General features: G+C 72.5%; 17 protein-coding genes. 8 read left to right on the forward strand and 9 right to left on the reverse strand.

What is annotated here, in order from left to right; translation table 11 throughout:
- Nucleotides 1-178: 178 nt before the first annotated feature.
- From ACGF5T_RS20570 to ACGF5T_RS20590, 5 genes are all read right to left on the reverse strand, one after another.
- Nucleotides 179-1,417 carry a branched-chain amino acid ABC transporter substrate-binding protein gene (locus ACGF5T_RS20570; protein ID WP_366766200.1) on the reverse strand — a complete coding sequence of 413 codons (1,239 nt, stop codon included), beginning with the start codon at nucleotides 1,415-1,417 and terminating at the stop codon, nucleotides 179-181.
- 287 nt (nucleotides 1,418-1,704) lie between these two features.
- The gene (locus ACGF5T_RS20575) at nucleotides 1,705-2,304 is read right to left on the reverse strand and encodes a Tat pathway signal sequence domain protein (protein WP_366766201.1); all 600 of its coding nucleotides are present in this window, start codon (nucleotides 2,302-2,304) and stop codon (nucleotides 1,705-1,707) included.
- Complete coding sequence (locus ACGF5T_RS20580; protein WP_366766202.1) at nucleotides 2,301-2,750, reverse strand: hypothetical protein; 450 nt, start codon at nucleotides 2,748-2,750, stop codon at nucleotides 2,301-2,303. Before ACGF5T_RS20580 ends, ACGF5T_RS20575 begins: the two co-directional genes overlap by 4 nt.
- A 71-nt stretch (nucleotides 2,751-2,821) precedes the next feature.
- Nucleotides 2,822-3,310, reverse strand: coding sequence for a hotdog fold thioesterase (locus ACGF5T_RS20585; RefSeq protein ID WP_361016862.1), 489 nt, complete (start codon nucleotides 3,308-3,310; stop codon nucleotides 2,822-2,824).
- A 79-nt stretch (nucleotides 3,311-3,389) separates the two neighbouring features.
- Complete coding sequence (locus ACGF5T_RS20590) at nucleotides 3,390-5,669, reverse strand: FdhF/YdeP family oxidoreductase (RefSeq protein WP_366766204.1); 2,280 nt, start codon at nucleotides 5,667-5,669, stop codon at nucleotides 3,390-3,392.
- A gap of 172 nt (nucleotides 5,670-5,841) precedes the next feature.
- Between ACGF5T_RS20590 and polA the strand changes: the two genes are divergently transcribed.
- Nucleotides 5,842-8,565 carry a DNA polymerase I gene (gene polA, locus ACGF5T_RS20595; protein ID WP_356607986.1) on the forward strand — a complete coding sequence of 908 codons (2,724 nt, stop codon included), beginning with the start codon at nucleotides 5,842-5,844 and terminating at the stop codon, nucleotides 8,563-8,565.
- A gap of 362 nt (nucleotides 8,566-8,927) precedes the next feature.
- Nucleotides 8,928-9,350 (forward strand): hypothetical protein, encoded by a 423-nt coding sequence (locus ACGF5T_RS20600; protein WP_366766205.1) that lies wholly within the window; start codon nucleotides 8,928-8,930, stop codon nucleotides 9,348-9,350.
- Here ACGF5T_RS20600 and ACGF5T_RS20605 read toward each other — a convergent pair.
- On the reverse strand, nucleotides 9,271-10,125 hold the full coding sequence (locus ACGF5T_RS20605) for a DUF4184 family protein (protein WP_366766206.1): 855 nt from the start codon (nucleotides 10,123-10,125) through the stop codon (nucleotides 9,271-9,273). The genes ACGF5T_RS20600 and ACGF5T_RS20605 overlap by 80 nt on opposite strands.
- A gap of 252 nt (nucleotides 10,126-10,377) precedes the next feature.
- Here ACGF5T_RS20605 and ACGF5T_RS20610 point away from each other — a divergent pair, with 252 nt between their 5' ends.
- Nucleotides 10,378-12,171: a lytic transglycosylase domain-containing protein gene (locus ACGF5T_RS20610; RefSeq protein ID WP_366766207.1), complete on the forward strand. Its 1,794-nt coding sequence runs from the start codon at nucleotides 10,378-10,380 to the stop codon at nucleotides 12,169-12,171.
- A gap of 118 nt (nucleotides 12,172-12,289) precedes the next feature.
- Here ACGF5T_RS20610 and hrpB read toward each other — a convergent pair whose 3' ends face one another.
- Both hrpB and ACGF5T_RS20620 read right to left on the reverse strand, forming a co-directional pair.
- Nucleotides 12,290-14,806, reverse strand: coding sequence for an ATP-dependent helicase HrpB (gene hrpB, locus ACGF5T_RS20615; protein WP_366766208.1), 2,517 nt, complete (start codon nucleotides 14,804-14,806; stop codon nucleotides 12,290-12,292).
- 91 nt (nucleotides 14,807-14,897) lie between these two features.
- Nucleotides 14,898-15,791: a class I SAM-dependent methyltransferase gene (locus ACGF5T_RS20620; RefSeq protein WP_366766209.1), complete on the reverse strand. Its 894-nt coding sequence runs from the start codon at nucleotides 15,789-15,791 to the stop codon at nucleotides 14,898-14,900.
- Nucleotides 15,792-16,095: 304 nt separating this feature from the next.
- Here ACGF5T_RS20620 and rpsA point away from each other — a divergent pair, with 304 nt between their 5' ends.
- From rpsA to ACGF5T_RS20640, 4 genes are all read left to right on the forward strand, one after another.
- Nucleotides 16,096-17,604: a 30S ribosomal protein S1 gene (gene rpsA, locus ACGF5T_RS20625; RefSeq protein WP_356607976.1), complete on the forward strand. Its 1,509-nt coding sequence runs from the start codon at nucleotides 16,096-16,098 to the stop codon at nucleotides 17,602-17,604.
- Nucleotides 17,605-17,794: 190 nt separating this feature from the next.
- Nucleotides 17,795-18,733 (forward strand): PAC2 family protein, encoded by a 939-nt coding sequence (locus tag ACGF5T_RS20630; RefSeq protein ID WP_356607974.1) that lies wholly within the window; start codon nucleotides 17,795-17,797, stop codon nucleotides 18,731-18,733.
- An 86-nt stretch (nucleotides 18,734-18,819) separates the two neighbouring features.
- Nucleotides 18,820-19,425: a dephospho-CoA kinase gene (coaE, locus tag ACGF5T_RS20635; RefSeq protein WP_366766210.1), complete on the forward strand. Its 606-nt coding sequence runs from the start codon at nucleotides 18,820-18,822 to the stop codon at nucleotides 19,423-19,425.
- Between the two features lie 149 nt (nucleotides 19,426-19,574).
- A complete protein-coding gene (locus ACGF5T_RS20640; protein WP_356607970.1) occupies nucleotides 19,575-19,955 on the forward strand; it encodes a tetratricopeptide repeat protein in 381 nt (126 codons plus the stop codon).
- 96 nt (nucleotides 19,956-20,051) lie between these two features.
- Here the strand turns inward: ACGF5T_RS20640 and ACGF5T_RS20645 are convergent, their stop codons facing one another.
- Nucleotides 20,052-20,309 (reverse strand): DUF6343 family protein, encoded by a 258-nt coding sequence (locus ACGF5T_RS20645; protein WP_366766212.1) that lies wholly within the window; start codon nucleotides 20,307-20,309, stop codon nucleotides 20,052-20,054.
- Nucleotides 20,310-20,411: 102 nt separating this feature from the next.
- Here ACGF5T_RS20645 and ACGF5T_RS20650 point away from each other — a divergent pair, with 102 nt between their 5' ends.
- A complete protein-coding gene (locus ACGF5T_RS20650; RefSeq protein WP_366766213.1) occupies nucleotides 20,412-21,326 on the forward strand; it encodes an acyltransferase domain-containing protein in 915 nt (304 codons plus the stop codon).
- Nucleotides 21,327-21,376 lie beyond the last annotated feature (50 nt).

The following is a 21,376-nucleotide window of genomic DNA, read 5'->3' on the forward strand; positions in this document are numbered from 1 at the left end:
CTAACGGGTACCCCTGTCGGGGGCCGTCCCCCTGGGGCGGCTGATGTTCTACCCCCGATTGCCCCGGGCGGTGGGGGCGAACCCCGGGGGGGGGGGGGGGGGGGGGGCGGGGGGGGGGCCGGGCCCCCCCCCCCCCCCCGCGGCTCGTGATCACGTGATCAGTGGTGCGTGCGGTGGGTCAGCCGGTGTAGGTGCCGGACTTCACCGACTTCCAGGCACCGTTCTCGACGGCGTACACGGTGAGCTGCTTGTTGGTCGCGTCACCGAACTCGTCGAAGGAGACCTTGCCGGTCACACCGTCGAAGGAGACGTTCTGCATGGCGTCCACGACCTTGGCGCGGGCGTCGTCCGGAAGCTTGCCGTCGTTGTCCTCGACGACCTTCTTCACGGCCTCGATGATCGCCCAGGCGGAGTCGTAGGAGTAGCCGCCGTACGCCTCGTAGGCCTCCTTGTAGCCCCCGGCCTTGTAGTTGGCGACGAACTCCTTGGCGGAGGGGAGTTCCTCGACCGGGGCGCCGACGGAGGTGGCGAGGTCGCCGGTGCCGCTGGCGCCGGCGAGCTTGATGAAGTCGGCGCTGTAAATGCCGTCACCGCCGACCACCGGGATCTTCGCGCCGGCGGCCTTGATCTGCTTGCTGAGCGGGCCGGCCTGCGGGTACTCGCCGCCGTAGTAGACGACGTCGGCGCCCGAGTTCTTGACCTTGGTGGCGACCGCGTTGAAGTCCTTGGTGTCCGGGTTGATGTGCTCGGTGCCGACGACCTTGCCGCCGAGCTTCTTGAACTCGTCGGTGAAGGTGGCGGCCAGACCGGCGCCGTAGGTCTTCTTGTCGTCGATGACGAAGACCTTCTTCTTCTTCGAGTCGTTGAAGACGTACTGCGCGGCGAACGGGCCCTGGATGGCGTCCGTGGTCGCGGTGCGGAAGTACGACTTGTACGGCCGGACCTTCTCCTTCTGCCAGTCCACGCCCTGGGTGAGGGCGGGGTTGGTGTTGGCGGGGGAGACCTCGACCAGCTTCGCGGTGTCGAAGACCTTCTGCATGGACTCGCCGACCGAGGAGTTCAGCGGGCCGACCACGCCGAGCACGTCGTCGTTGGCGACGAGCTTGGTGGCGTTCTGCTGGCCGACGGAGGGCTGGCCCTGGTCGTCGAGGGCCTGTATCTCGAACTCGACGCCGTCGACGTAGTTGTCCTTGTTGGCCGTCTTGGCGGCGAGGTCCACCGAGTTCTTGATGCCGAGGCCCAGCGCGGACAGGTCGCCGGTCAGCGGGGCGTCGACGCCAATGACGACGGTGGTGCCACCGCCGCCGCCGTTGCCGGAGTCCGAGCCGCCGTCGTCGTCGCGCGAGCCGCAGGCGGTGAGGGTGAGCGCTCCCGCCGCCAGAGCGGCGGTGATGGCGATGAGCGAACGTTGACGCACGATCAGTCCTTTCCCTGGCACAGCCGCATCCCCGTGGAGGCGGCCGAGTCGAGCGCTGGGCCGAAGTGACAATCGGATGGCGCGGTGACTGGCCGTGACTCTAAGCGTGTGTGGGGAACGTGGAGGAGGGTCTGACACATGCTGTGACGCTCTTGTTATGACACGGGGTAATGCAGAGCGGTACTGGCTGGGAAGAAGGGCGGAATTCAGGCCGATTCGCCCTGTCCGCATGCTGAGAACCCGCAGGACCGGCCGCCGAAGTTCAGGTGTCTGGGGCGTTTTGCTAATTACCCGGAATCGTTGCTGCAGGCGACTTGCAGGGCGTGGGAGAGGTCCCGTGCATAGTGCGTCCCCAGGATGTAGCTGTGGGCTTGTATTGCGCGCGTATTACGCAGCGTTACAAGCAGAAAAGGGAGCGCGAGGTTCCGCGGTGCTTTTGCGCAATCCGTCACGCGCAGCGTGACGATGATCTTGCGGGCGGAATGCGCCTTTGTACGGAAAGGCGCGGCGGGCGACGCCGTCATCGCGATGCCGTCGTAGGGCTGGTCGAGCCGCGTCACGGTGACGGGTGGGCCGGACCGCACGCTCAGCCGCACCGCGAAACGGAAGGCGTCGCGCGGGCCGGGCACCGCGTCCAGGTAGTCGACGTCGACCACCTGGGAGGGGTGCGGGGGCGGAGGGGCGGGTGGCGGCTGCGGGCGGGTGGTGTACAGGTAGCCGCCCCCGGTCAGGACCGTGACGGCCGCCGTGGTCGCGAGGACCGCCCGGCGGTGGCGGCCGTAGTACCGGGCCGGCCGCCCGCGCCGGCGGGGGGTCGAACGGAGGGCGTCCGGGGCGGTCCGGTCGTGGGTGCCCTCGCCCGGCTCGACGGGGCCGGTGCCGCTCACCGCCACGGGCCCTCGGTCGGGCCACCGTCGCGGTAGTGGCGGGCGCATTCCCGATTTACCTGACGGCCGATCAGTTCGTGTGCCGCTCGCGGTCCTTGGGCCCGCTTCGTGGCCCGCGCGGCGTCCACGACCTCCCGCAGGATGTCGTACTGCCGGTCGGACAGACCCATCGACTGGTAGTCCCCGTACGGGGTCGCGCCGGCCAGCATCTCGCGTGCCCAGTAGCCGACGGCGCTCGTGCACAACTGCGCACCGGTGAGCGGCGGTCGCCCGGTCCGGGACGCGGACGCCGGAGCGGGGACGCCGGTAGCGCCCGTCTCCTCACCGGGGCCCGCGCAGCCGGCCGCAGCGGCGAAGAGCGGCAGGGTCAGGGCGAGCGTGAGCAGCCCGGGTGCGAACCGGAAACGCCGAGTCGGCCCCGTCCGGGAGGCCCCTCCCCGTCCCATGCTCCGAAGTTAGGGCGCGCGGCGGCCCCGGAGCAATGCCGTGGCCGCCCCCGCGCCGCCCGGACGTCCGCTCAGCCCGCCGTGCCGGCCCGCTCGCCGTCGCCCGGCTTCAGGTCCCGCAGCATGCACGTCAGGCGGGCGGTGCACACCCGTCGGTCCTGCTCGTCGCTGATCACGATCTCGTACGTCGCCGTCGACCGGCCCCGGTGCACCGGCGTGGCCACGCCGGTGACGAGGCCGGAGCGGGCCCCGCGGTGGTGGGTGCAGTTCAGGTCGACGCCGACGGCGATCTTGGAGCTGCCGCCGTGCAGCATCGAGCCGACCGAGCCGAGGGTCTCGGCCAGCACCGCCGAAGCGCCGCCGTGCAGCAGCCCGTACGGCTGGGTGTTGCCCTCCACCGGCATGGTGCCGACGACCCGGTCCGCCGACGCCTCCAGGATCTGGACGCCCATGCGCGTGCCGAGGTGCCCGGCGGAGAAGAGGGCGGGCAGGTCGACGCCGAGCGCGGCGTACTCGTCGATGACCTCCTGCGGGAACTGCACCTGCTGCTGCTCGCCCATGCCCGGCTCCGTTTCGTCGCTCCGTCTGTAAGGTCCGCCGCCCGGCCGTCGAGGGCCGCCGGCACGACTGAGCAAACGCTCAGTCGGTTGCCGATTGTTCCAGACGGACGATCACGGACTTGCTGGCCGGGGTGTTGCTGGTGTCCGCGGTGGCGTCCAGCGGCACCAGGACGTTGGTCTCCGGGTAGTACGCCGCCGCACAGCCCCGTGCCGTCGGGTAGTGCACGACCCGGAAGCCGGGGGCGCGCCGCTCCACCCCGTCCTTCCACTCGCCGACCAGGTCGACGTACGCGCCGTCCCGGAGCTCCAGCCGGCCGGCGTCCTCCGGGTTGACCAGGACGACCCGTCGGCCGTTCCTGATCCCCCGGTAGCGGTCGTCCAGGCCGTAGATCGTGGTGTTGTACTGGTCGTGCGAACGCAGCGTCTGGAGCAGCAGCCGGCCCTCGGGCAGCTCGGGGTACTCGACCGGTGCGGCCGTGAAGTTGGCCTTGCCGGTGGCCGTCGGGAAGCGGCGCTCGTCGCGCGGGGCGTGCGGGAGGGCGAAGCCCGCGGGGTCGGCCACGCGCGCGTTGAAGTCCTCGAAGCCGGGGATCACGCGCCCGATGCGGTCCCGGATGGTCGCGTAGTCCTTCTCGAACTCCTCCCAGGGCGTGGCACTGCTCCCGCCCAGCACGCGGCGCGCCAGCCGGCACACGATCGCCGGCTCGGACAGCAGGTGCCTGCTCGCGGGCTCCAGCCGACCGCGGGAGGCGTGCACCATGCCCATGGAGTCCTCGACGGTGACGAACTGCTCGCCGCCGCCCTGGAGGTCGCGTTCGGTGCGGCCGAGGGTCGGCAGGACCAGGGCGCGCGCACCCGTGACGGCGTGCGAGCGGTTCAGCTTCGTCGACACGTGCACGGTGAGACGGGCGCGCCGCATGGCCGCCTCGGTGACCTCCGTGTCGGGGGAGGCGGAGACGAAGTTGCCGCCCATGGCGAAGAAGACCTTCGCCTCCCCGTCGCGCAGCGCGCGGATGGCCCGTACGACGTCGTAACCGTGGGCGCGCGGCGGTGCGAAGCCGAACTCCTTCTCCAGGGCGTCCAGGAACGCGGGCGCCGGGCGCTCGAAGATGCCCATCGTGCGGTCGCCCTGCACGTTGGAGTGACCGCGCACCGGGCAGACGCCCGCGCCCGGACGGCCGATGTTGCCGCGCAGGAGGAGGAAGTTCACGACCTCGCGGATGGTCGGCACGGAGTGCTTGTGCTGGGTCAGGCCCATCGCCCAGCACACGATGGTGCGCTTCGACGCGAGCACCATGCGCAGCGCTTCCTCGATCTCCGCGCGCGTGAGGCCGGTCGCCGCGAGGGTCTCGTCCCAGTCGGCGGCGCGGGCGGCCTCGGCGAACTGCTCGAAGCCGTGGGTGTGTTCCTCGACGAACGCCTCGTCGACGGCGCCCTCGGTGTCGAGGATCAGCTTGTTGAGGAGCCGGAACAGGGCCTGGTCGCCGCCGATGCGGATCTGCAGGAACAGGTCGGTGAGCGCGGCGCCCGCGGTGAGTCCCCTGGGGGTCTGGGGGTTCTTGAAGCGCTCCAGGCCGGCCTCGGGCAGCGGATTGACACTGATGATCTTCGCGCCGTTCGCCTTGGCCCGCTCCAGGGCGGAGAGCATGCGCGGGTGGTTGGTGCCCGGGTTCTGACCGGCCACGACGATCAGATCGGCCTGGTACAGGTCGTCGAGGAGGACGCTGCCCTTGCCGATGCCGATGGTCTCCGACAGGGCCGAGCCGGACGACTCGTGGCACATGTTGGAGCAGTCCGGCAGGTTGTTGGTGCCGAGCTCCCGCGCGAAGAGCTGGTAGAGGAACGCCGCCTCGTTGCTGGTGCGCCCGGACGTGTAGAAGACCGCCTCGTCGGGCGAGTCCAGCGCGGCGATCTCCTCGGCCACGATGTCGAACGCCCGCTCCCAGGTGACCGGTTCGTAGTGCTCGCCGCCCTCCGGCAGGTACACGGGGTGGGTGAGCCGCCCCTGCTGCCCCAGCCAGTAGCCGCTGCGGGTGGCGAGGTCGGCGACGGAGTGCGCGGCGAAGAACTCCGGGGTGACCCGGCGCAGGGTGGCCTCCTCCGCCACGGCCTTGGCGCCGTTCTCGCAGAACTCCGCCTTGTGCCGGTGGTCCGGCTCCGGCCAGGCGCAGCCCGGGCAGTCGAAGCCGTCCTTCTGGTTGACGCTCAGCAGCGTCAGCGCGGTCCGCTTCACGCCCATCTGCCGCTGTGCCATGCGCAGGGTGTGGCCGATGGCCGGGATGCCCGCCGCCGCGTGCTGCGGCTCCGTGATCCGCGGCGCGTCCTGAACCGGATCACCCTTGGGCGGCTTGGTGGCCATCGCGCGCTCCTTCGCGTACACGTGTGAGGTACGTCTCCGATCCTCGCACGGCCCACCGACAGCCAGGCAGGCCGGGCGGGCCGGGGCGCGGGGTCGCCGTGGGGCGGCGCCGGGTCCGTGCCACCGGCGAGCGCGGGGCCGAGTGTCGGTGGTCCGTGGCAGGATCGGGGACGTGGCAGAGACAGCAGCGAAGAAGACCGACAACACCTCCGGCGGCCGTCCGCGCCTGATGCTCATGGACGGGCACTCACTGGCGTACCGCGCGTTCTTCGCGCTGCCCGCGGAGAACTTCACGACCGCGACGGGCCAGCCGACCAACGCGATCTACGGCTTCGCGTCCATGCTGGCCAACACGCTGCGTGACGAGGCTCCCACGCACTTCGCGGTGGCGTTCGACGTCTCCCGCAAGACCTGGCGCTCGGAGGAGTTCACCGAGTACAAGGCGAACCGCTCCAAGACCCCGGACGAGTTCCGGGGCCAGGTCGAGCTGATCGGCGAGCTGCTCGACGCCATGCACGTGCAGCGCTTCGCCGTCGAGGGCTTCGAGGCCGACGACGTCATCGCCACGCTCGCCACCCAGGCCGAGGCCGAGGGCTTCGACGTGCTGATCGTCACCGGCGACCGGGACTCCTTCCAGCTGGTCAGCGACCGCACCACCGTCCTCTACCCGACGAAGGGCGTCTCCGAGCTGACCCGCTTCACGCCGGAGAAGGTCTTCGAGAAGTACGGCCTGACGCCCGCCCAGTACCCCGACTTCGCGGCGCTGCGCGGCGACCCGTCCGACAACCTTCCCGGCATCCCGGGCGTCGGCGAGAAGACGGCCGCGAAGTGGATCAACCAGTTCGGGTCCTTCGCCGAGCTGGTCGAGCGCGTCGACGAGGTCAAGGGCAAGGCCGGGCAGAACCTGCGCGACCACCTGGAGTCGGTCAAGCTCAACCGCCGCCTCACCGAGCTGGAGCGCCGCGTCGAGCTGCCGAAGACGGTCACCGACCTGGAGCGCACGGCGTACGACCGCAAGGGCGTCGCGATGATCCTGGACACCCTGGAGATCCGCAACCCGTCGCTGCGGGAGCGGCTCAACGCCGTCGACCCCGGCGCCGAGGAGGCCGAGGCCGCCCCGGTCGTCGCCGACGGCGTGGAGCTGGACGGCACGGTGCTGGGCACGGGCGAGGTGGCCGGCTGGCTCGCCGAGCACGGCACGGGGACCCTCGGTGTCGCGACGGTCGACACCTGGGCGCTGGGCACCGGCTCGGTCGCCGAGGTGGCGCTCGCCGCGGCCGGCGGGCCGGCCGCCTGGTTCGACCCGACCGAGCTGGACGAGGCCGACGAGACGGCGTTCACGGCCTGGCTGTCCGACGCCGACCGACCGAAGGTCCTGCACAACGCCAAGGGCGCCATGCGTGTCTTCGCCGAGCACGGCTGGACCGTCGCCGGCGTCGGCATGGACACCGCGCTCGCCGCGTACCTGGTCAAGCCGGGCCGACGCTCCTTCGACCTGGACGCGCTGTCCCTGGAGTACCTGCACCGCGAGCTGGCCCCCGCCGCCGCGGCCGACGGCCAGCTGGCCTTCGGCGCGGACGACGGTGCCGAGGCCGAGGCGCTCATGGTGCAGGCCCGCGCCATCCTCGACCTGGGCGAGGCCTTCGAGGGCCGCCTTGCGGACGTCGGCGCCGCGGACCTGCTGCGCGACATGGAGCTGCCCACATCCGCGCTGCTGGCCCGTATGGAGCGGCACGGCATCGCGGCCGACCGCGAGCACCTCCAGGCGATGGAGCAGATGTTCGCGGGCGCCGTGCAGCAGGCGGTGAAGGAGGCGCACGCGGCGGCCGGCCGGGAGTTCAACCTCGGCTCGCCCAAGCAGCTCCAGGAAGTCCTCTTCGGCGAGCTGAACCTGCCGAAGACCAAGAAGACCAAGACCGGCTACACCACGGACGCCGACGCCCTGGCCTGGCTGGCGGCCCAGACGGACAACGAACTGCCGGTGATCATGCTCCGCCACCGGGAGCAGGCCAAGCTGCGCGTCACGGTGGAAGGCCTGATCAAGACGATCGCCGCCGACGGCCGCATCCACACCACGTTCAACCAGACCGTCGCCGCCACCGGCCGCCTCTCGTCCACGGACCCGAACCTCCAGAACATCCCGGTCCGTACCGACGAGGGCCGCGCGATCCGGCGCGGGTTCGTCGTCGGCGAGGGCTTCGAGTCGCTGATGACGGCCGACTACAGCCAGATCGAGCTGCGGGTGATGGCCCACCTCTCCGAGGACGAGGGCCTCACCGAGGCGTTCACCTCCGGCGAGGACCTGCACACCACCGCCGCCGCGCAGGTCTTCTCGGTGGAGCAGTCCGCGGTGGACGCGGAGATGCGCCGCAAGATCAAGGCCATGTCCTACGGCCTGGCGTACGGTCTGTCGGCCTTCGGCCTCTCCCAGCAGCTCAACATCGAGGCGGCCGAGGCCCGCGGCCTGATGGACGCCTACTTCGAGCGGTTCGGCGGTGTGCGGGACTATCTGCGCCGGGTCGTCGACGAGGCGCGGGCGACGGGGTACACGGCGACGCTCTTCGGCCGCCGCCGCTACCTGCCCGACCTCAACAGCGACAACCGCCAGCGCCGCGAGGCGGCCGAGCGGATGGCCCTGAACGCCCCGATCCAGGGCACGGCGGCCGACATCGTCAAGATCGCCATGCTCAACGTGGACAAGGCGCTGCGCGAGGCCGGCCTCGCCTCCCGGATGCTGCTCCAGGTCCACGACGAAATCGTCCTGGAGATCGCTCCCGGCGAGCGCGCCGCGGCGGAGGAGCTGGTCCGCCGCGAGATGGCGAACGCGGTGCGGCTGAGTGTCCCCCTGGGCGTCTCGGTCGGCTCGGGCCCGGACTGGGAATCGGCAGCGCACTAGCCTCCGGCGGCTGGGCGGCTGGGCGGCTGGGCGGCTGGGCGGCTGGGCGGCTGGCGGTTCTTGCTCGGTGCTCGGCGGGTGCGGGCCGGCCCGTGCGCTGCGGCAAGCGGTGTCCCACGGGATCGGTCGGCCCGGAGTGGGCGATCGGGTGGCTGTGCCCGCGTCCGGGGCCGGTCCGATCTCGGACCGGCCCGCACGGCGCAGGGCGGCTCGGCCCGGTTCCGGTCCCGTGCCGCCCGGTCCACCCGCCCCCGTCCGTACACCTGCCCGTCCCCGCCCGTGCCCCCGCTCCGCGAGGAGCCGTCACTCAGGTGGCCCCCGCGAAAGCGCCCCCCGCCCCCGTCTCCCGTAAGGATGCGGGCATGGGTATACGCATGCTCCACCACCGGACGACACCGGCACGGGCAAGCACCGACCGACCCGCCCGCGTGCCACTCCTCCCGGTCCCCGTCTTCGCGCCGGGCGCAAGTACCGGCCGCACCCCCACCGGCCTCGCGACGGCCCTGCGCCGTACCGCGACGGACCTCCGCCGCAGGCTCACCTACCACGTCGGCCGCGACGCGACCCCCGCGCCCCCGGCCGGCCCGCTCGTCCGGCACCTGTGGGCCGACATCGCCCGCGGCTACCTGGCGCTCGCCCTCACCCTGCTGCCGCGGACCCGGCCCGCCCGCAGCTTCACCGTGTTCGTCGCGGGCGCCGACAGCCTCAGCGCGCGACCCGGCGGTCCGGCTCCCTACCGGCGCCTCCCGGCCTGGTGGGAACCGGGGCCGGACGCCACACCCTGACCCCCACGGCGTAGAGCAGCAGCCCGGGGGCGAGCCCCGCGCCCGCTCCGAAGCACACCGTCGGGATCAGCTCCCAGGGTTTCGCCACGTCTCCCCAGTAGGCCCACCAGCGGACCGCCCGCTGCACCGCGCCGACCACGGCGCACCCGCCGAGCACCGCCGCGGCCCACCACCGGTCCCCGGCCGAGAGGACCGGGACGCCCAGCGGTTCGGCCCGGGGCGCCCGGCGCAGCGCCCGCACCAGGAACACGGCGATGACGACGGCGGCCACGGCGGAACCGCCGTACTGGAGGTACCAGTAGAGCGGCGAGCCCGCGATCTCCCGCCCGAGCACCGGGAACACCCGCGTCCCCCAGCGGTCGAGATGCGTGAACGCGTCCCACACCACGTGCGTCAGCGCCCCCAGCACGGCCGACACGTACCACCGCAGGACGAGGGGCGCGTCCACGCGCGCGCGTGGCGTCCCGCAGCGCGACAGGGCGGCGGCACGGCCCTGCCGGGCCCGCGGCAACAGGGCCACCAGCGGTTCACGGAGCAGCAGCCACACCCCCACCAGGACCCAGGCGAAGACCACGTCGACGGTGAGGACACCCGGGAAGGAGTGCGTGACGTCCCCGAACCCCATCGCCCCGGACACGAAACTCGCCGCGTAGTAGGTGATGTCGGGCGAAAAAGATCCCGCCACGAGTACGGCCGGTACCAGCCGGCCCCGGCCGGTCCCGTCGCTCCTCACCGCGGGCAGTACGGCGACCGCATGACTGAGGGTGAAGGGCAACAGAACTCCTCGTATGGCCAACTGGTGAATATCGGGCACGAATGGGTGCCCGTGCAAAGCAAGTTGTCGTAGGGTCGCCTGCGGCACCGTACTGGTCGAACAGACGGACACCGCACGTGGAAGGTTGCGGTGCAACCATCGACGCGTACCGATCGTCACAACAGGGCGGGTAGGACGGGCAGGACGGGCCGGCGCGACGGCCGAAGACCGACGGAGAGCGACGCGAGGGCGTCCACGGGAGGGGTTCACTCTATGGCGGCGCATTTCGACAGGAGGCTCCGCAAGGCGGCGGTCACCACCACCGTGGCGGCGGTCGTGGTCGCGGCCCTGTCCGCGTCCCAGGCTCCCGACGTGACGGCCGACGCACACGGCAGACAGACCACGGCCGACAAGGTGCCGACGCCCGACGCCTCCTCGCAGGAGAGCGCCACCGGCAACTCGCCGTACTACACGGACCTTCCGCCGCTCAACAGCCCGAGCCCCGCACCCACCATCGGCACCCCCGTCTCCCGCGGCCCGGCCGAGGCGGGCATTCCCGCCACCGTGCTCGACGCCTACAAGAAGGCCGAGTCGGAACTGCGCCGGGCCAAACCGGGCTGCAACCTGCCCTGGCAACTGCTGGCCGCCATCGGCAAGGTGGAGTCGGGACAGGCACGCGGCGGCAAGGTCGACGCGCAGGGCAACACCCTCGGCAAGATCATCGGCCCGCAGCTCGACGGCAACGGCTTCGCGCTCATCAAGGACACCGACAACGGCGTCCACGACGGCAACAGCAGGTACGACAACGCCGTCGGCCCCATGCAGTTCATCCCCTCCACGTGGGCGTGGGCGGGACGCGACGGCAACGCCGACGGCAAGGACGACCCCAACAATATCTACGACGCCGCGCTCTCCGCCGGCCACTACCTGTGCCGCAACGGCTGGGACCTGTCCGTCCAGGCCGACCTCAACCGCGCGATCCTCAGCTACAACAACTCGCAGGACTACCTCCACACGGTCCTGTCCTGGCTGGAGCACTACCGCAAGGGGACCCACGTGATCCCCGACGGCACCGGCACCCTGCCCGTGGGACGCAGCGACGACCCCGGCCCCAGCCCGTCCACCGGCGGCTCCGGCGCCACCACCGGCCCCAAGGCCCCCGGTACGCCGGCGCCCGGCTCCACCAGGCCGAACACGCCCCCCGAGACCGCGCCCGGCTCGCCGAGCCCCAAGCCGCCCACGCCGCCGAAGCCGCCGAAGCCGACGCCGCCCCCGCCCACGACCGAGACCCCCACGGACACGGTGCACCACCTGGAGAACGCCGGCACCACGGGGCTCACCGCGATCGCGGGCGACACCTTCGCCCAGAAGATCAGCGCCCGCGCCGAGACCAAGGCCGGCCAGTCCGTCGGCAAGGTGCGCATCCGCTTCACCGTCCTCGGCGACACCGACGCCGCCTTCACCGGCGGGGAGAAGGTCGCCGCCGTCACCACCAACGCCTCCGGGGTGGCCGTCGCGCCCGCGCTGGTGGCCGGGGAGAAGACCGGCGCGTTCACCGTCCGTGCCACCGTCATCGGCCGGACCGTCGCCGGCCTCGACTACCGGGCCACCGTCACCGAGCGCGTCGCCGACGCCCTCGCCCGTACCGGCGACACGGCGCTGACCTGCACGCCGGGCGGCGAGTTCGCCGACCAGGTCGAGGTGAAGGCCACGCACAAGGGCGCCGCCGCGGACAAGGTCGCCGTCACCGCCACCCTCGTCAAGTCGGTGCTCGACCCCACCGAGAGCGACCAGGGCCCCTACTTCAAGGACGCCGACGGCAGGACCGTCCGCACCCTGACCGGCCTGAAGACCGACGCCAAGGGCCTGCTGAAGCTGCCGAAGCTGTACGCGGACGACACCACCGGCACCTTCATGCTCCGCCTCACCACCGCGGGCGGCGCCACGCTCAACGTCCAGCTGAAGGTGGCCGAGGCCGCGCCGGAACCGTCGCCGGACCCGTCCACCGAGGCGCCCGGGACCACGCCCACCCCCTCCACGGAGCCGTCGACCGCGCCGGAGGCGTAGCCACGGGTCCGACAGGCACGGACCGAGGGCGCCCCCACCGTCACGGCGGTGGGGGCGCACCACGTTCACCGCGCGGGCGACTCTTCGGGGCTCGCACCGCCAGGCGGTTCCTCGGTGCTCACTTCGCGAGGCGGCTCTTCGTGTGCCGCGTCGGCTCGGCCGTGGCCGGGTCCTCGGGCCACGGATGCTTCGGATACCGGCCACGCAGCTCCGCGCGTACGCCCCGGTAACCGTCCTTCCAGAAGGACGCCAGGTCGGCCGTGACCGCCGCCGGCCGCCCGGCAGGGGAGAGGAGGTGGACGAGGAGCGGCACCCCGGCCACCTCCGGCGAACGCTGGAGCCCGAACATCTCCTGGAGCTTCACCGCGAGGACCGGCCGGCCGGGATCGGAGTAGTCGATCCGGACCCGGGACCCGCTGGGGACCACGATCCGCTCCGGGGCCAGCTCGTCCAGCCGCGCCGCGTCACCCGAGGACCAGGGCAGCAGCCGTGCCAGCGCCTGCCCCGCGTCGATGCGGGCCAGGTCGGCGCGGCGCCGGGCCCGGCCCAGCTCCGGCTCCAGCCACTCGTCCACGCGCGCGTACAGTGCCTCGTCACAGACGTCCGGCCAGGGCGCGCCGACCCGCCGCCGCAGGAAGGCGAGCCGCTCGCGGAGCACCTGCGCGTCGGCCGACCAGCGCAGCAGCCCGAGCCCCTCCTGCCGCAGCCCCTCCAGCAGCGCGTCCCGTACGAGGCCGGAGCCGGCGTCGCCGAGGGGGCGGACGGTGAGTTCCACGGCTCCCAGCCGCTCGACCCGCCGGGCCACGACGTCGCCGTCGCCCCAGTGCACCTCGTCCCGCTCCTCCAGCAGGGCCCCCGCGGCCAGCCGGGCCGTCGTCTCGTCCACGGCCGCGCCGAGCTGCACGCGCGCGTGCCCCTTGCCCACCGGCCGGTCGGCCACGGCGACGGCGATCCACGGCGCCCCGCGCAACGCCGACGCCTCCGGCAGCTCGGCCCGGGTCCCGGAGACCATCAGGTACGAGCCGCCGTCCTTCCTCGCCACCCGCTCGGGAAAGGCCAGCGCGGCGACCAGCCCGGCGAGCGCGTCGTCCGCGACGTCCCGCGCCCGCCCGCCGGCCCCCTCCACCGCCGTACGCAGCCGCCGTGCCTCGGCCCGCCACCGCGCCCCGTAGCCGTCCCCGCCACGCCGGGCGGCCCGCAGCGCGGCCGTCAGATCGTCCCCGTACTCCCGCGGCGGCTCCTCGCTGAGCAGGGCCACCACCTCGGCCACGGCGTCGGACGCCCCGGAACCGGCCGCCCCCGCGCCCCCGGCATCGAGCAGGGCCCGCCCCAACCGGGGGTGGAGCCCCAGCCGGACCAGTCGCAGACCGCGTGCGGTCGCCCGCCCCGCGCGGTCCACGGCCCCGATGGAGGCGAGCACCTCCCGCGCCGCCGCCATCGCCCCGCCCGGCGGCGGATCGAGCAGCGCCAGCCCGGAGGCGTCCGGATCGCCCCAGCAGGCCGCCTGGAGCGCGAACGCCGTCAGGTCGGCCACCTTGATCTCCGGTGCCGGGAAGCGCGGCAGACGGGCGTCCTCCGCCTCCGCCCAGCAGCGGTACACCGCGCCCGGCGCCTCACGTCCGGCCCGTCCGGCCCGCTGCCGGGCCGCCGCGCGGGAGGCGCGCACCGTCGTGAGGGCGCTCAGCCCGCGTCCGTGATCCACCCGCGGCTCCCGCGCCAGCCCCGCGTCCACGACCACCCGCACCCCCGGGACCGTCAGCGACGACTCGGCCACCGAGGTCGCCAGCACCACCCGGCGCCTCGCCCCGGGCGCCAGGACCGCGTCCTGCACCGACGCGGGCGCACGCCCGTGCACCTGGAGCACGTCGACGTCACCGAGGCCTCCCAGCTGCCCGGCCACCCGGGCGATCTCCCCGACGCCGGGCAGGAAGCACAGCACGTCCCCGTCCCGCTCGGCCAGCGCCCGCCGCGTCACCGACGCCACGTGCGTGAGCAGGGCCGGATCCACCCGCATCCCGTGCGGCGGCCGTACCGGCCGCGCCGGCGGCGCCCACACCACCTCCACGGGATGGGACACGCCCTCCGCCTCGACGACCGGCGCGCCGCCCAGCAGCCGGGCCCAGCCCGCCGCGTCGGTCGTCGCCGAAGCGGCCACCAGACGCAGCTCGGGGCGGAGCGCCTGCCGCACGTCCCACAGGAACGCCGCCGTCGTGTCCGCGTCCAGATGCCGCTCGTGGCACTCGTCGAGCACCACCACGTCCACGCCGGCCAGCTCCTGATCGCGTTGCAGCCGCTGCAACAGGACACCGGTCGTCACGACCTCCACGCGCGTGTGCCGCCCGACGACCCGCTCACCGCGCACGCTGTACCCGATGCTCGCGCCGGGCTTCTCGCCCAGCAGCCAGGCCATCCGCCGGGCCGCCGCCCGTGCCGCGATCCGCCGGGGCTCGGCCACCACCACGCGCCGCGCGGGGCCCTCGCCGAGCAGGCCTGCCAGCGCCAGCGGCACCAGCGTCGTCTTGCCGGTACCGGGCGGCGCGACCAGCACCGCGGTGCCGTGCCCCTCCAGGGCGTCGTGCAGCGCGGGCAGGGCACCGCGTACGGGCAGGGCGTCCAGGGCGTCGTAACGGATCACACCCCCAGTGTCGTACGGCGGCACAACCACACCCCCACGCGCGTTGAACGCGGAACCACACCCCACGCGCGCGGTGAACAGCGGACGCGGACTAGTCCCGCTCGCACACGAAGACGGCCGTCCCCGGGATCAGGTGCCCGCGCAGCGGTGACCAGCCGCCCCACTCGGAGGTGTTCCAGTCCGGCCACTCCGGCTCGACCAGGTCCACCAGCCGGAATCCCGACGTCACGACGTCCCGGACACGGTCGCCGAGCGTCCTGTGGTGCTCGACGTACACCGCGCGGCCGTCGTCGTCCTGCTCGACGTAGGGCGTGCGGTCGAAGTAGGAGGCGGACACCGTGAGCCCCTCGGGGCCGGGTTCGTCCGGGAACGCCCAGCGCAGCGGGTGCGTGACCGAGAAGACGAAACGGCCCCCGGGACGCAGCACCCGCCGCACCTCCCTCAGCACCAGCCGGGGATCCGCTACGAAGGGCAGCGCCCCGTACGCCGAGCACGCCAGGTCGAACGAGCCGTCCGCGAAGGGCAGCACGGCCGCGTCGGCGCAGACCAGGGGGAAGGACGAGCCGATGCGCAGCGCGTGCTGGAGCTGGCGGTGGGAGAGGTCCAGGGCCACGGGCCGGGCCCCCTGCGCGGTCAGCCAGCGTGAGCACTGGGCGGCGCCGGCGCCGATCTCCAGGACGTCCTTGCCCTTCAGCTCCTCGGGCGGGCCGAGGAGCTCGGCCTCCACCTCGTCCAGGCCCTCGGGGCACCACACGAAGCGGTCGTCCCCGAGGAAGGCGCCGTGATCGGTCTGGTACTCGTCCGCATTGCGGTCCCACCACCCACGGTTGGCGCGGGCGCTCTCCGTGACACCGGCGGCACGCCGGGTGGCCTCGGGCTCCGCCGTTTCGGCCTCGGACGTTACGGGCTCTTGGATGACCGGCTCCCTCGTACTAGTCTGCGGGCTCTTCCGTGCCGCCCGCCCCGCGTGTCGCGCGAGGGACAATCAGGGGTGTGGGTGGCCCCGGAGGCAGCTTTTGTGCCGGGTATGCGGGGATCCGCCCCGGGTGTGCGGCTTCGCGCATTGACCCTGCCCGGCTGCCCCCGTATGCTACAAGTTGCGCTGCGGGCCTGCGCACCTCAGACGTAGCAGGTCGCGCTCGCATCTGTTGTATGTCCCCTCGGTTCATGAGGTGTCACCCCTGGTTTCGGTGACGCTTCCTTGGCTGTCCGGCTTCATCAGAGCGAAACGGGCTCCCGGCGTAAGCAGTACCTACGACTTCAATGTCCGTACCGGAGCCCTTTCCCACATGACGAGCAGCACCGAGACCACCGCCACCACCCCGCAGGTAGCGGTCAACGACATCGGTAACGAGGAAGCCTTCCTCGCCGCGATCGACGAGACGATCAAGTACTTCAACGACGGCGACATCGTCGACGGCGTCATCGTGAAGGTCGACCGGGACGAGGTCCTGCTCGACATCGGTTACAAGACCGAAGGTGTGATCCCGAGCCGCGAGCTCTCGATCAAGCACGACGTCGACCCCAACGAGGTCGTCGCCGTCGGTGACGAGATCGAGGCCCTTGTTCTCCAGAAGGAGGACAAGGAAGGCCGCCTGATCCTCTCGAAGAAGCGCGCCCAGTACGAGCGGGCCTGGGGCACCATCGAGAAGATCAAGGAAGAGGACGGGATCGTCACCGGTACCGTCATCGAGGTCGTCAAGGGTGGTCTCATCCTCGACATCGGCCTCCGTGGCTTCCTCCCGGCCTCCCTGGTCGAGATGCGCCGCGTCCGCGACCTCCAGCCCTACGTGGGCAAGGAGCTCGAGGCCAAGATCATCGAGCTGGACAAGAACCGCAACAACGTGGTCCTGTCCCGCCGTGCCTGGCTGGAGCAGACCCAGTCCGAGGTCCGCCAGACGTTCCTCACCACCCTCCAGAAGGGTCAGGTCCGTTCCGGCGTCGTCTCCTCGATCGTCAACTTCGGTGCCTTCGTGGACCTGGGTGGCGTCGACGGTCTGGTCCACGTCTCCGAGCTCTCCTGGAAGCACATCGACCACCCCTCCGAGGTTGTCGAGGTCGGCCAGGAAGTCACCGTCGAGGTCCTCGACGTGGACATGGACCGCGAGCGCGTCTCCCTGTCGCTGAAGGCGACCCAGGAAGACCCGTGGCAGCAGTTCGCCCGCACCCACCAGATCGGCCAGGTCGTGCCCGGCAAGGTCACGAAGCTGGTGCCGTTCGGTGCGTTCGTCCGCGTGGACGAGGGCATCGAGGGTCTGGTCCACATCTCCGAGCTGGCCGAGCGCCACGTGGAGATCCCGGAGCAGGTCGTCCAGGTCAACGACGAGATCTTCGTCAAGGTCATCGACATCGACCTCGAGCGCCGTCGCATCAGCCTCTCGCTGAAGCAGGCCAACGAGTCCTTCGGTGCCGACCCGTCGGCGGTCGAGTTCGACCCGACCCTGTACGGCATGGCCGCGTCCTACGACGACCAGGGCAACTACATCTACCCCGAGGGCTTCGACCCCGAGACCAACGACTGGCTCGAGGGCTACGAGACTCAGCGCGAGGCGTGGGAGACCCAGTACGCCGAGGCGCAGCAGCGCTTCGAGCAGCACCAGGCGCAGGTCATCAAGTCCCGCGAGGCGGACGAGAAGGCCGCTGCCGAGGGTGTCGACACCCCGGGTGCGGCTCCGGCCGCCTCCAGCGGTGGCGGCGGCGGCTCGTACTCCTCCGAGGGTGGCGACAACTCCGGCGCCCTCGCGTCGGACGAGGCGCTGGCCGCGCTGCGCGAGAAGCTGGCCGGCGGCCAGAGCTGATCGCGGGCCGCTGAGGCCCAGTAGTCGACCGAGGGGCCGCACCTTTGAGGTGCGGCCCCTCGGCCGTGCCATGCCGCGACGCCGGTCCGGCCCTCTGCCGCCGCCAAGATCCTGGCGCTGCTCCCTGCCGGGAATGCCCGCCCGCGCGCGGACGTTGTGAGGTACGGACACGAGGAGGGGAGCGGACACTGTGCTTGATCCGCAGGGTTTGTACGCATGGGAGCCGAAGGGCTTGGCCGTCGTCGACATGGCACTCGCCCAGGAGTCGGCCGGACTGGTCATGCTCTACCACTTCGACGGATACATCGACGCGGGCGAGACCGGCGACCAGATCGTCGACCAGGTGCTCGACTCGTTGCCCCACCAGCTCGTCGCCCGCTTCGACCACGACCGGCTCGTGGACTACCGGGCGCGTCGCCCGCTGCTGACCTTCAAGCGGGACACCTGGACGGACTACGAGGAGCCCGCCATCGAGGTGCGGGTCGTGCAGGACGCGACCGGCGCGCCCTTCCTGCTGCTGTCCGGCCCCGAGCCGGACGTCGAGTGGGAGCGCTTCGCCGCCGCCGTCGGGCAGATCGTCGAGCGCCTCGGCGTCCGCCTCTCGGTCAACTTCCACGGCATCCCGATGGGCGTGCCGCACACCCGCCCGGTCGGCGTCACCCCGCACGGCAACCGCACCGACCTCGTGCCGGGCCACCCCAGTCCGTTCGAGGAGGCCCAGGTCCCCGGCAGCGCCGAGGCGCTCGTGGAGTACCGGCTCATGCAGGCCGGCCACGAGGTCCTGGGCGTCGCCGCGCACGTCCCGCACTACATCGCCCGCTCGCCCTACCCGGACGCCGCCCTGACCGTCCTGGAGGCCATCACGGCGGCGACGGGACTGGTCCTGCCGGGCATCGCGCACTCCCTGCGGACGGAGGCACACCGCACGCAGACGGAGATCGACCGGCAGGTCCAGGAGGGCGACGAGGAACTGACCGCGCTCGTCCAGGGCCTGGAGCACCAGTACGACGCCGTCGCAGGCGCCGAGACCCGGGGCAACATGCTCGCCGAGCCCGTCGACATCCCTTCGGCGGACGAGATCGGCCGCGAGTTCGAACGCTTCCTGGCGGAGCGGGAGGGCGAGGGCTGACGCCGGCCGGGCACCGCACCGGCCGCCCTGTCGCACCGGCCGCCCTGTCGGAACGGCCGCCGTCGGCAGGCCCTAAGCTTCCGCACATGCTGAAGGTGGGCCTGACCGGCGGGATCGGCGCCGGCAAGAGCGAGGTGTCGCGGCTGCTCGTCGAACACGGCGCCGTACTGATCGACGCGGACCGGATCGCGCGCGAGGTCGTGGCGCCGGGGACCCCGGGGCTGGCCGCGGTCGTCGAGGCGTTCGGCCAGGACGTCCTCACCGAGGGCGGCAGCCTGGACCGGCCGAAGCTCGGCTCGATCGTGTTCGCCGACCCGGCGAAGCTGGCCGCGCTGAACGCGATCGTGCACCCCCTGGTCGGCGACCGCTCACGCGCCCTGGAAGAGGCGGCAACCGAGGACGCCGTCGTCGTCCACGACGTCCCCCTGCTCACGGAGAACGGCCTGGCGCCGCTGTACGACGTCGTGATCGTCGTCGACGCCGACCCGGCCACCCAGCTCGACCGGCTGGTCCGGCTGCGGGGCATGACCGAGCAGGACGCACGCGCGCGCATGGCCGCGCAGGCGACGCGCGAGCAGCGCCGGGACATCGCGGACGTGGTCATCGACAACGACGTACCGCTGGAGGAGCTGCGCGCCCGCGTGAGTGAGGTGTGGGCCGAGCTGGCCCGCGCGGCGCACGCGTCGAGCTGAGCGCCCGGGCGCGCACGGAGCACGTCCCAGCCGCCCCGGCCGTCCCTATCGCTCCTGCAGCTCCTTTCGCTCCCTGTAGCTCCTGCCGCTCCTGGAATAGCGGTCCCCGCGCGGGCGTTGATCCCGTGAAGAGAGGGAAGGATGCTGCCGTGCCCGAGACCAGCGGTTCGACCGGACGTACTCCGGAGACGGATGTCATCGACTTCCGTGCCGCCGAGCAACTGCTCGCGGCCCGGGACCCGCAGGGCGCGGTCAAGCTGCTCGACGGGGTCATCGGCGTGCACCCGGAGAACACGGCCGCGCGGTTGCTGCGTGCGCGTGCCTTCTTCGCGGCGGCGCAACTGAGACCGGCCGAGCTGGAGTTCACCATCGTCCTCGAGCGTGAGCCGGACAACGCCTTCGCGCACTTCGCCCTCGCCCGCACCTACGAGCGCCGGGGATGCCCCGACCAGGCCCGACGCCATTTCCGGCTGGCGGCGGCGCTGGATCCGAACCCGGAGTACCTGGAGCAGGCGCGGTTCGACTCGTGACGGGGCCGGGCGCCCTCCCGGAGCCTCGCCGACCTGACCTGACCTGACCTGACCTGACCTGACCCGATCCGACGCGACGCGAGCGGCGGGTCCGGGTCAGCCCTTCGGCGGGCGGTACGGCGGGATGTCAGGACCCGGCTGGTAGTGCGGGCCCTGCCGGATGTGCCGGACGATCACCGCGAGATCGACCGCGGCGACGAGAAAGAGCACCCCGCACGCGAGCGCCCACCCGGGCCGTCCGACGATCGCGAAGGCGGCCGTCCCGAAGACGGTCCAGGTCAGCCCCCACAGGCTCAGCCAGAAGCGCGCCCGCAGGGCACTGCGCGCGGTGGCCGGTTCACTCCCGGTGCGCATCGATCATCGCTCCTGTGGAAAAGGTACTGCGGGAGACCGACGAGGGGGAAACGCGCTGTGCTACCGGACCGACCCGCGTCATCCGGGACACCCGACCGACCCGTGCTGCCGGATGTCGACGGCCTGCCCGAGGCGCTGCTCGACCTGGCGGTTCCGCACGAGGACATCAACGTGCTCGTGGGACGGCGCGCTCTGGTCACCCGCGATGCCGGGGCGGGACGGCTGCTGGAGGAGTGCGTCGAGGAGCTGGTACGGGACGTCGGGGTCGTGACGGGCGACGCGGAGGGCGCGCGGCGGTTCGGGGAGCGGCTGGCCGAGGCCCCGGAGGCGCTGGGCGGGTACTTCGCCGCCTACGTCTTCGTCGCCGCGCTGCCCTGGACCCGCGCCTACCACGGGGAGCGCGGCGTGCCGGCGGAGGTCGCCCGGCACACCCTCGCCGACCTGGGACGGAACATGGCGAGCCACCGCAGGAGGTACGGCAGCGGCGGGGTACGCGCCCCGCAGTGGCTGGTGCACCACTTCCGGGGCGAGCTCTACCAGCTGGGGCGGTTGCAGTTCCAGAGGACCACGGTCGGGGAGCGCACGGCGCCGGTGCTGAGGGCGGCCGGCCTGGACGCGGTGCCGGGCGAGCCCTGTCTGGCCCTTCACGTCCCCGACTTCCGCGGGCCACTGACACCGGCCGCCTGCGACCGCTCGCTCGCGCTCGCCCAGCGGTTCTTCCGCCGGCACTTCCCCGAGGAGCCGTACCGGGCCGCGACGTGCCACTCCTGGCTCCTCGACCCGCAGCTGAAGGACCACCTGGACGCGGACTCCAACATCCTGCGCTTCCAGGAGCGCTTCCGGGTGGCTCTGCCGGACGCCGAGCCCGCCGACGAGGAACCCGTGCGCTTCGTCTTCGGGAACCCCTCCCTGCCGGTCGACGACCTGCCGCGGCGCACCTCGGTGGAGCGGGCGGTCGGGGACCATCTGCGGGCGGGCGGCCACTGGTACGTCAGGCACGGCTGGCTCCCGTTCTGACCTACGGCGGCTCCGCCGACGACCGGTCCGGCTCCGCCGACGCTCGGTCC

It is taken from the genome of Streptomyces sp. NPDC047853 (assembly GCF_043204535.1).
In the GTDB taxonomy this organism is placed as follows: domain Bacteria; phylum Actinomycetota; class Actinomycetes; order Streptomycetales; family Streptomycetaceae; genus Streptomyces.

Coding starts and splice junctions, on each gene's coding strand:
- rpsA (WP_356607976.1), top strand. CDS start 16,096: ATGACGAGCAGCACCGAGACCACCGCCACCACCCCGCAGGTAGCGGTC.
- ACGF5T_RS20610 (WP_366766207.1), top strand. CDS start 10,378: ATGGCGGCGCATTTCGACAGGAGGCTCCGCAAGGCGGCGGTCACCACC.
- ACGF5T_RS20580 (WP_366766202.1), bottom strand. CDS start 2,750: ATGGGACGGGGAGGGGCCTCCCGGACGGGGCCGACTCGGCGTTTCCGG.
- coaE (WP_366766210.1), top strand. CDS start 18,820: ATGCTGAAGGTGGGCCTGACCGGCGGGATCGGCGCCGGCAAGAGCGAG.
- ACGF5T_RS20600 (WP_366766205.1), top strand. CDS start 8,928: ATGGGTATACGCATGCTCCACCACCGGACGACACCGGCACGGGCAAGC.
- ACGF5T_RS20645 (WP_366766212.1), bottom strand. CDS start 20,309: ATGCGCACCGGGAGTGAACCGGCCACCGCGCGCAGTGCCCTGCGGGCG.
- ACGF5T_RS20590 (WP_366766204.1), bottom strand. CDS start 5,669: ATGGCCACCAAGCCGCCCAAGGGTGATCCGGTTCAGGACGCGCCGCGG.
- ACGF5T_RS20585 (WP_361016862.1), bottom strand. CDS start 3,310: ATGGGCGAGCAGCAGCAGGTGCAGTTCCCGCAGGAGGTCATCGACGAG.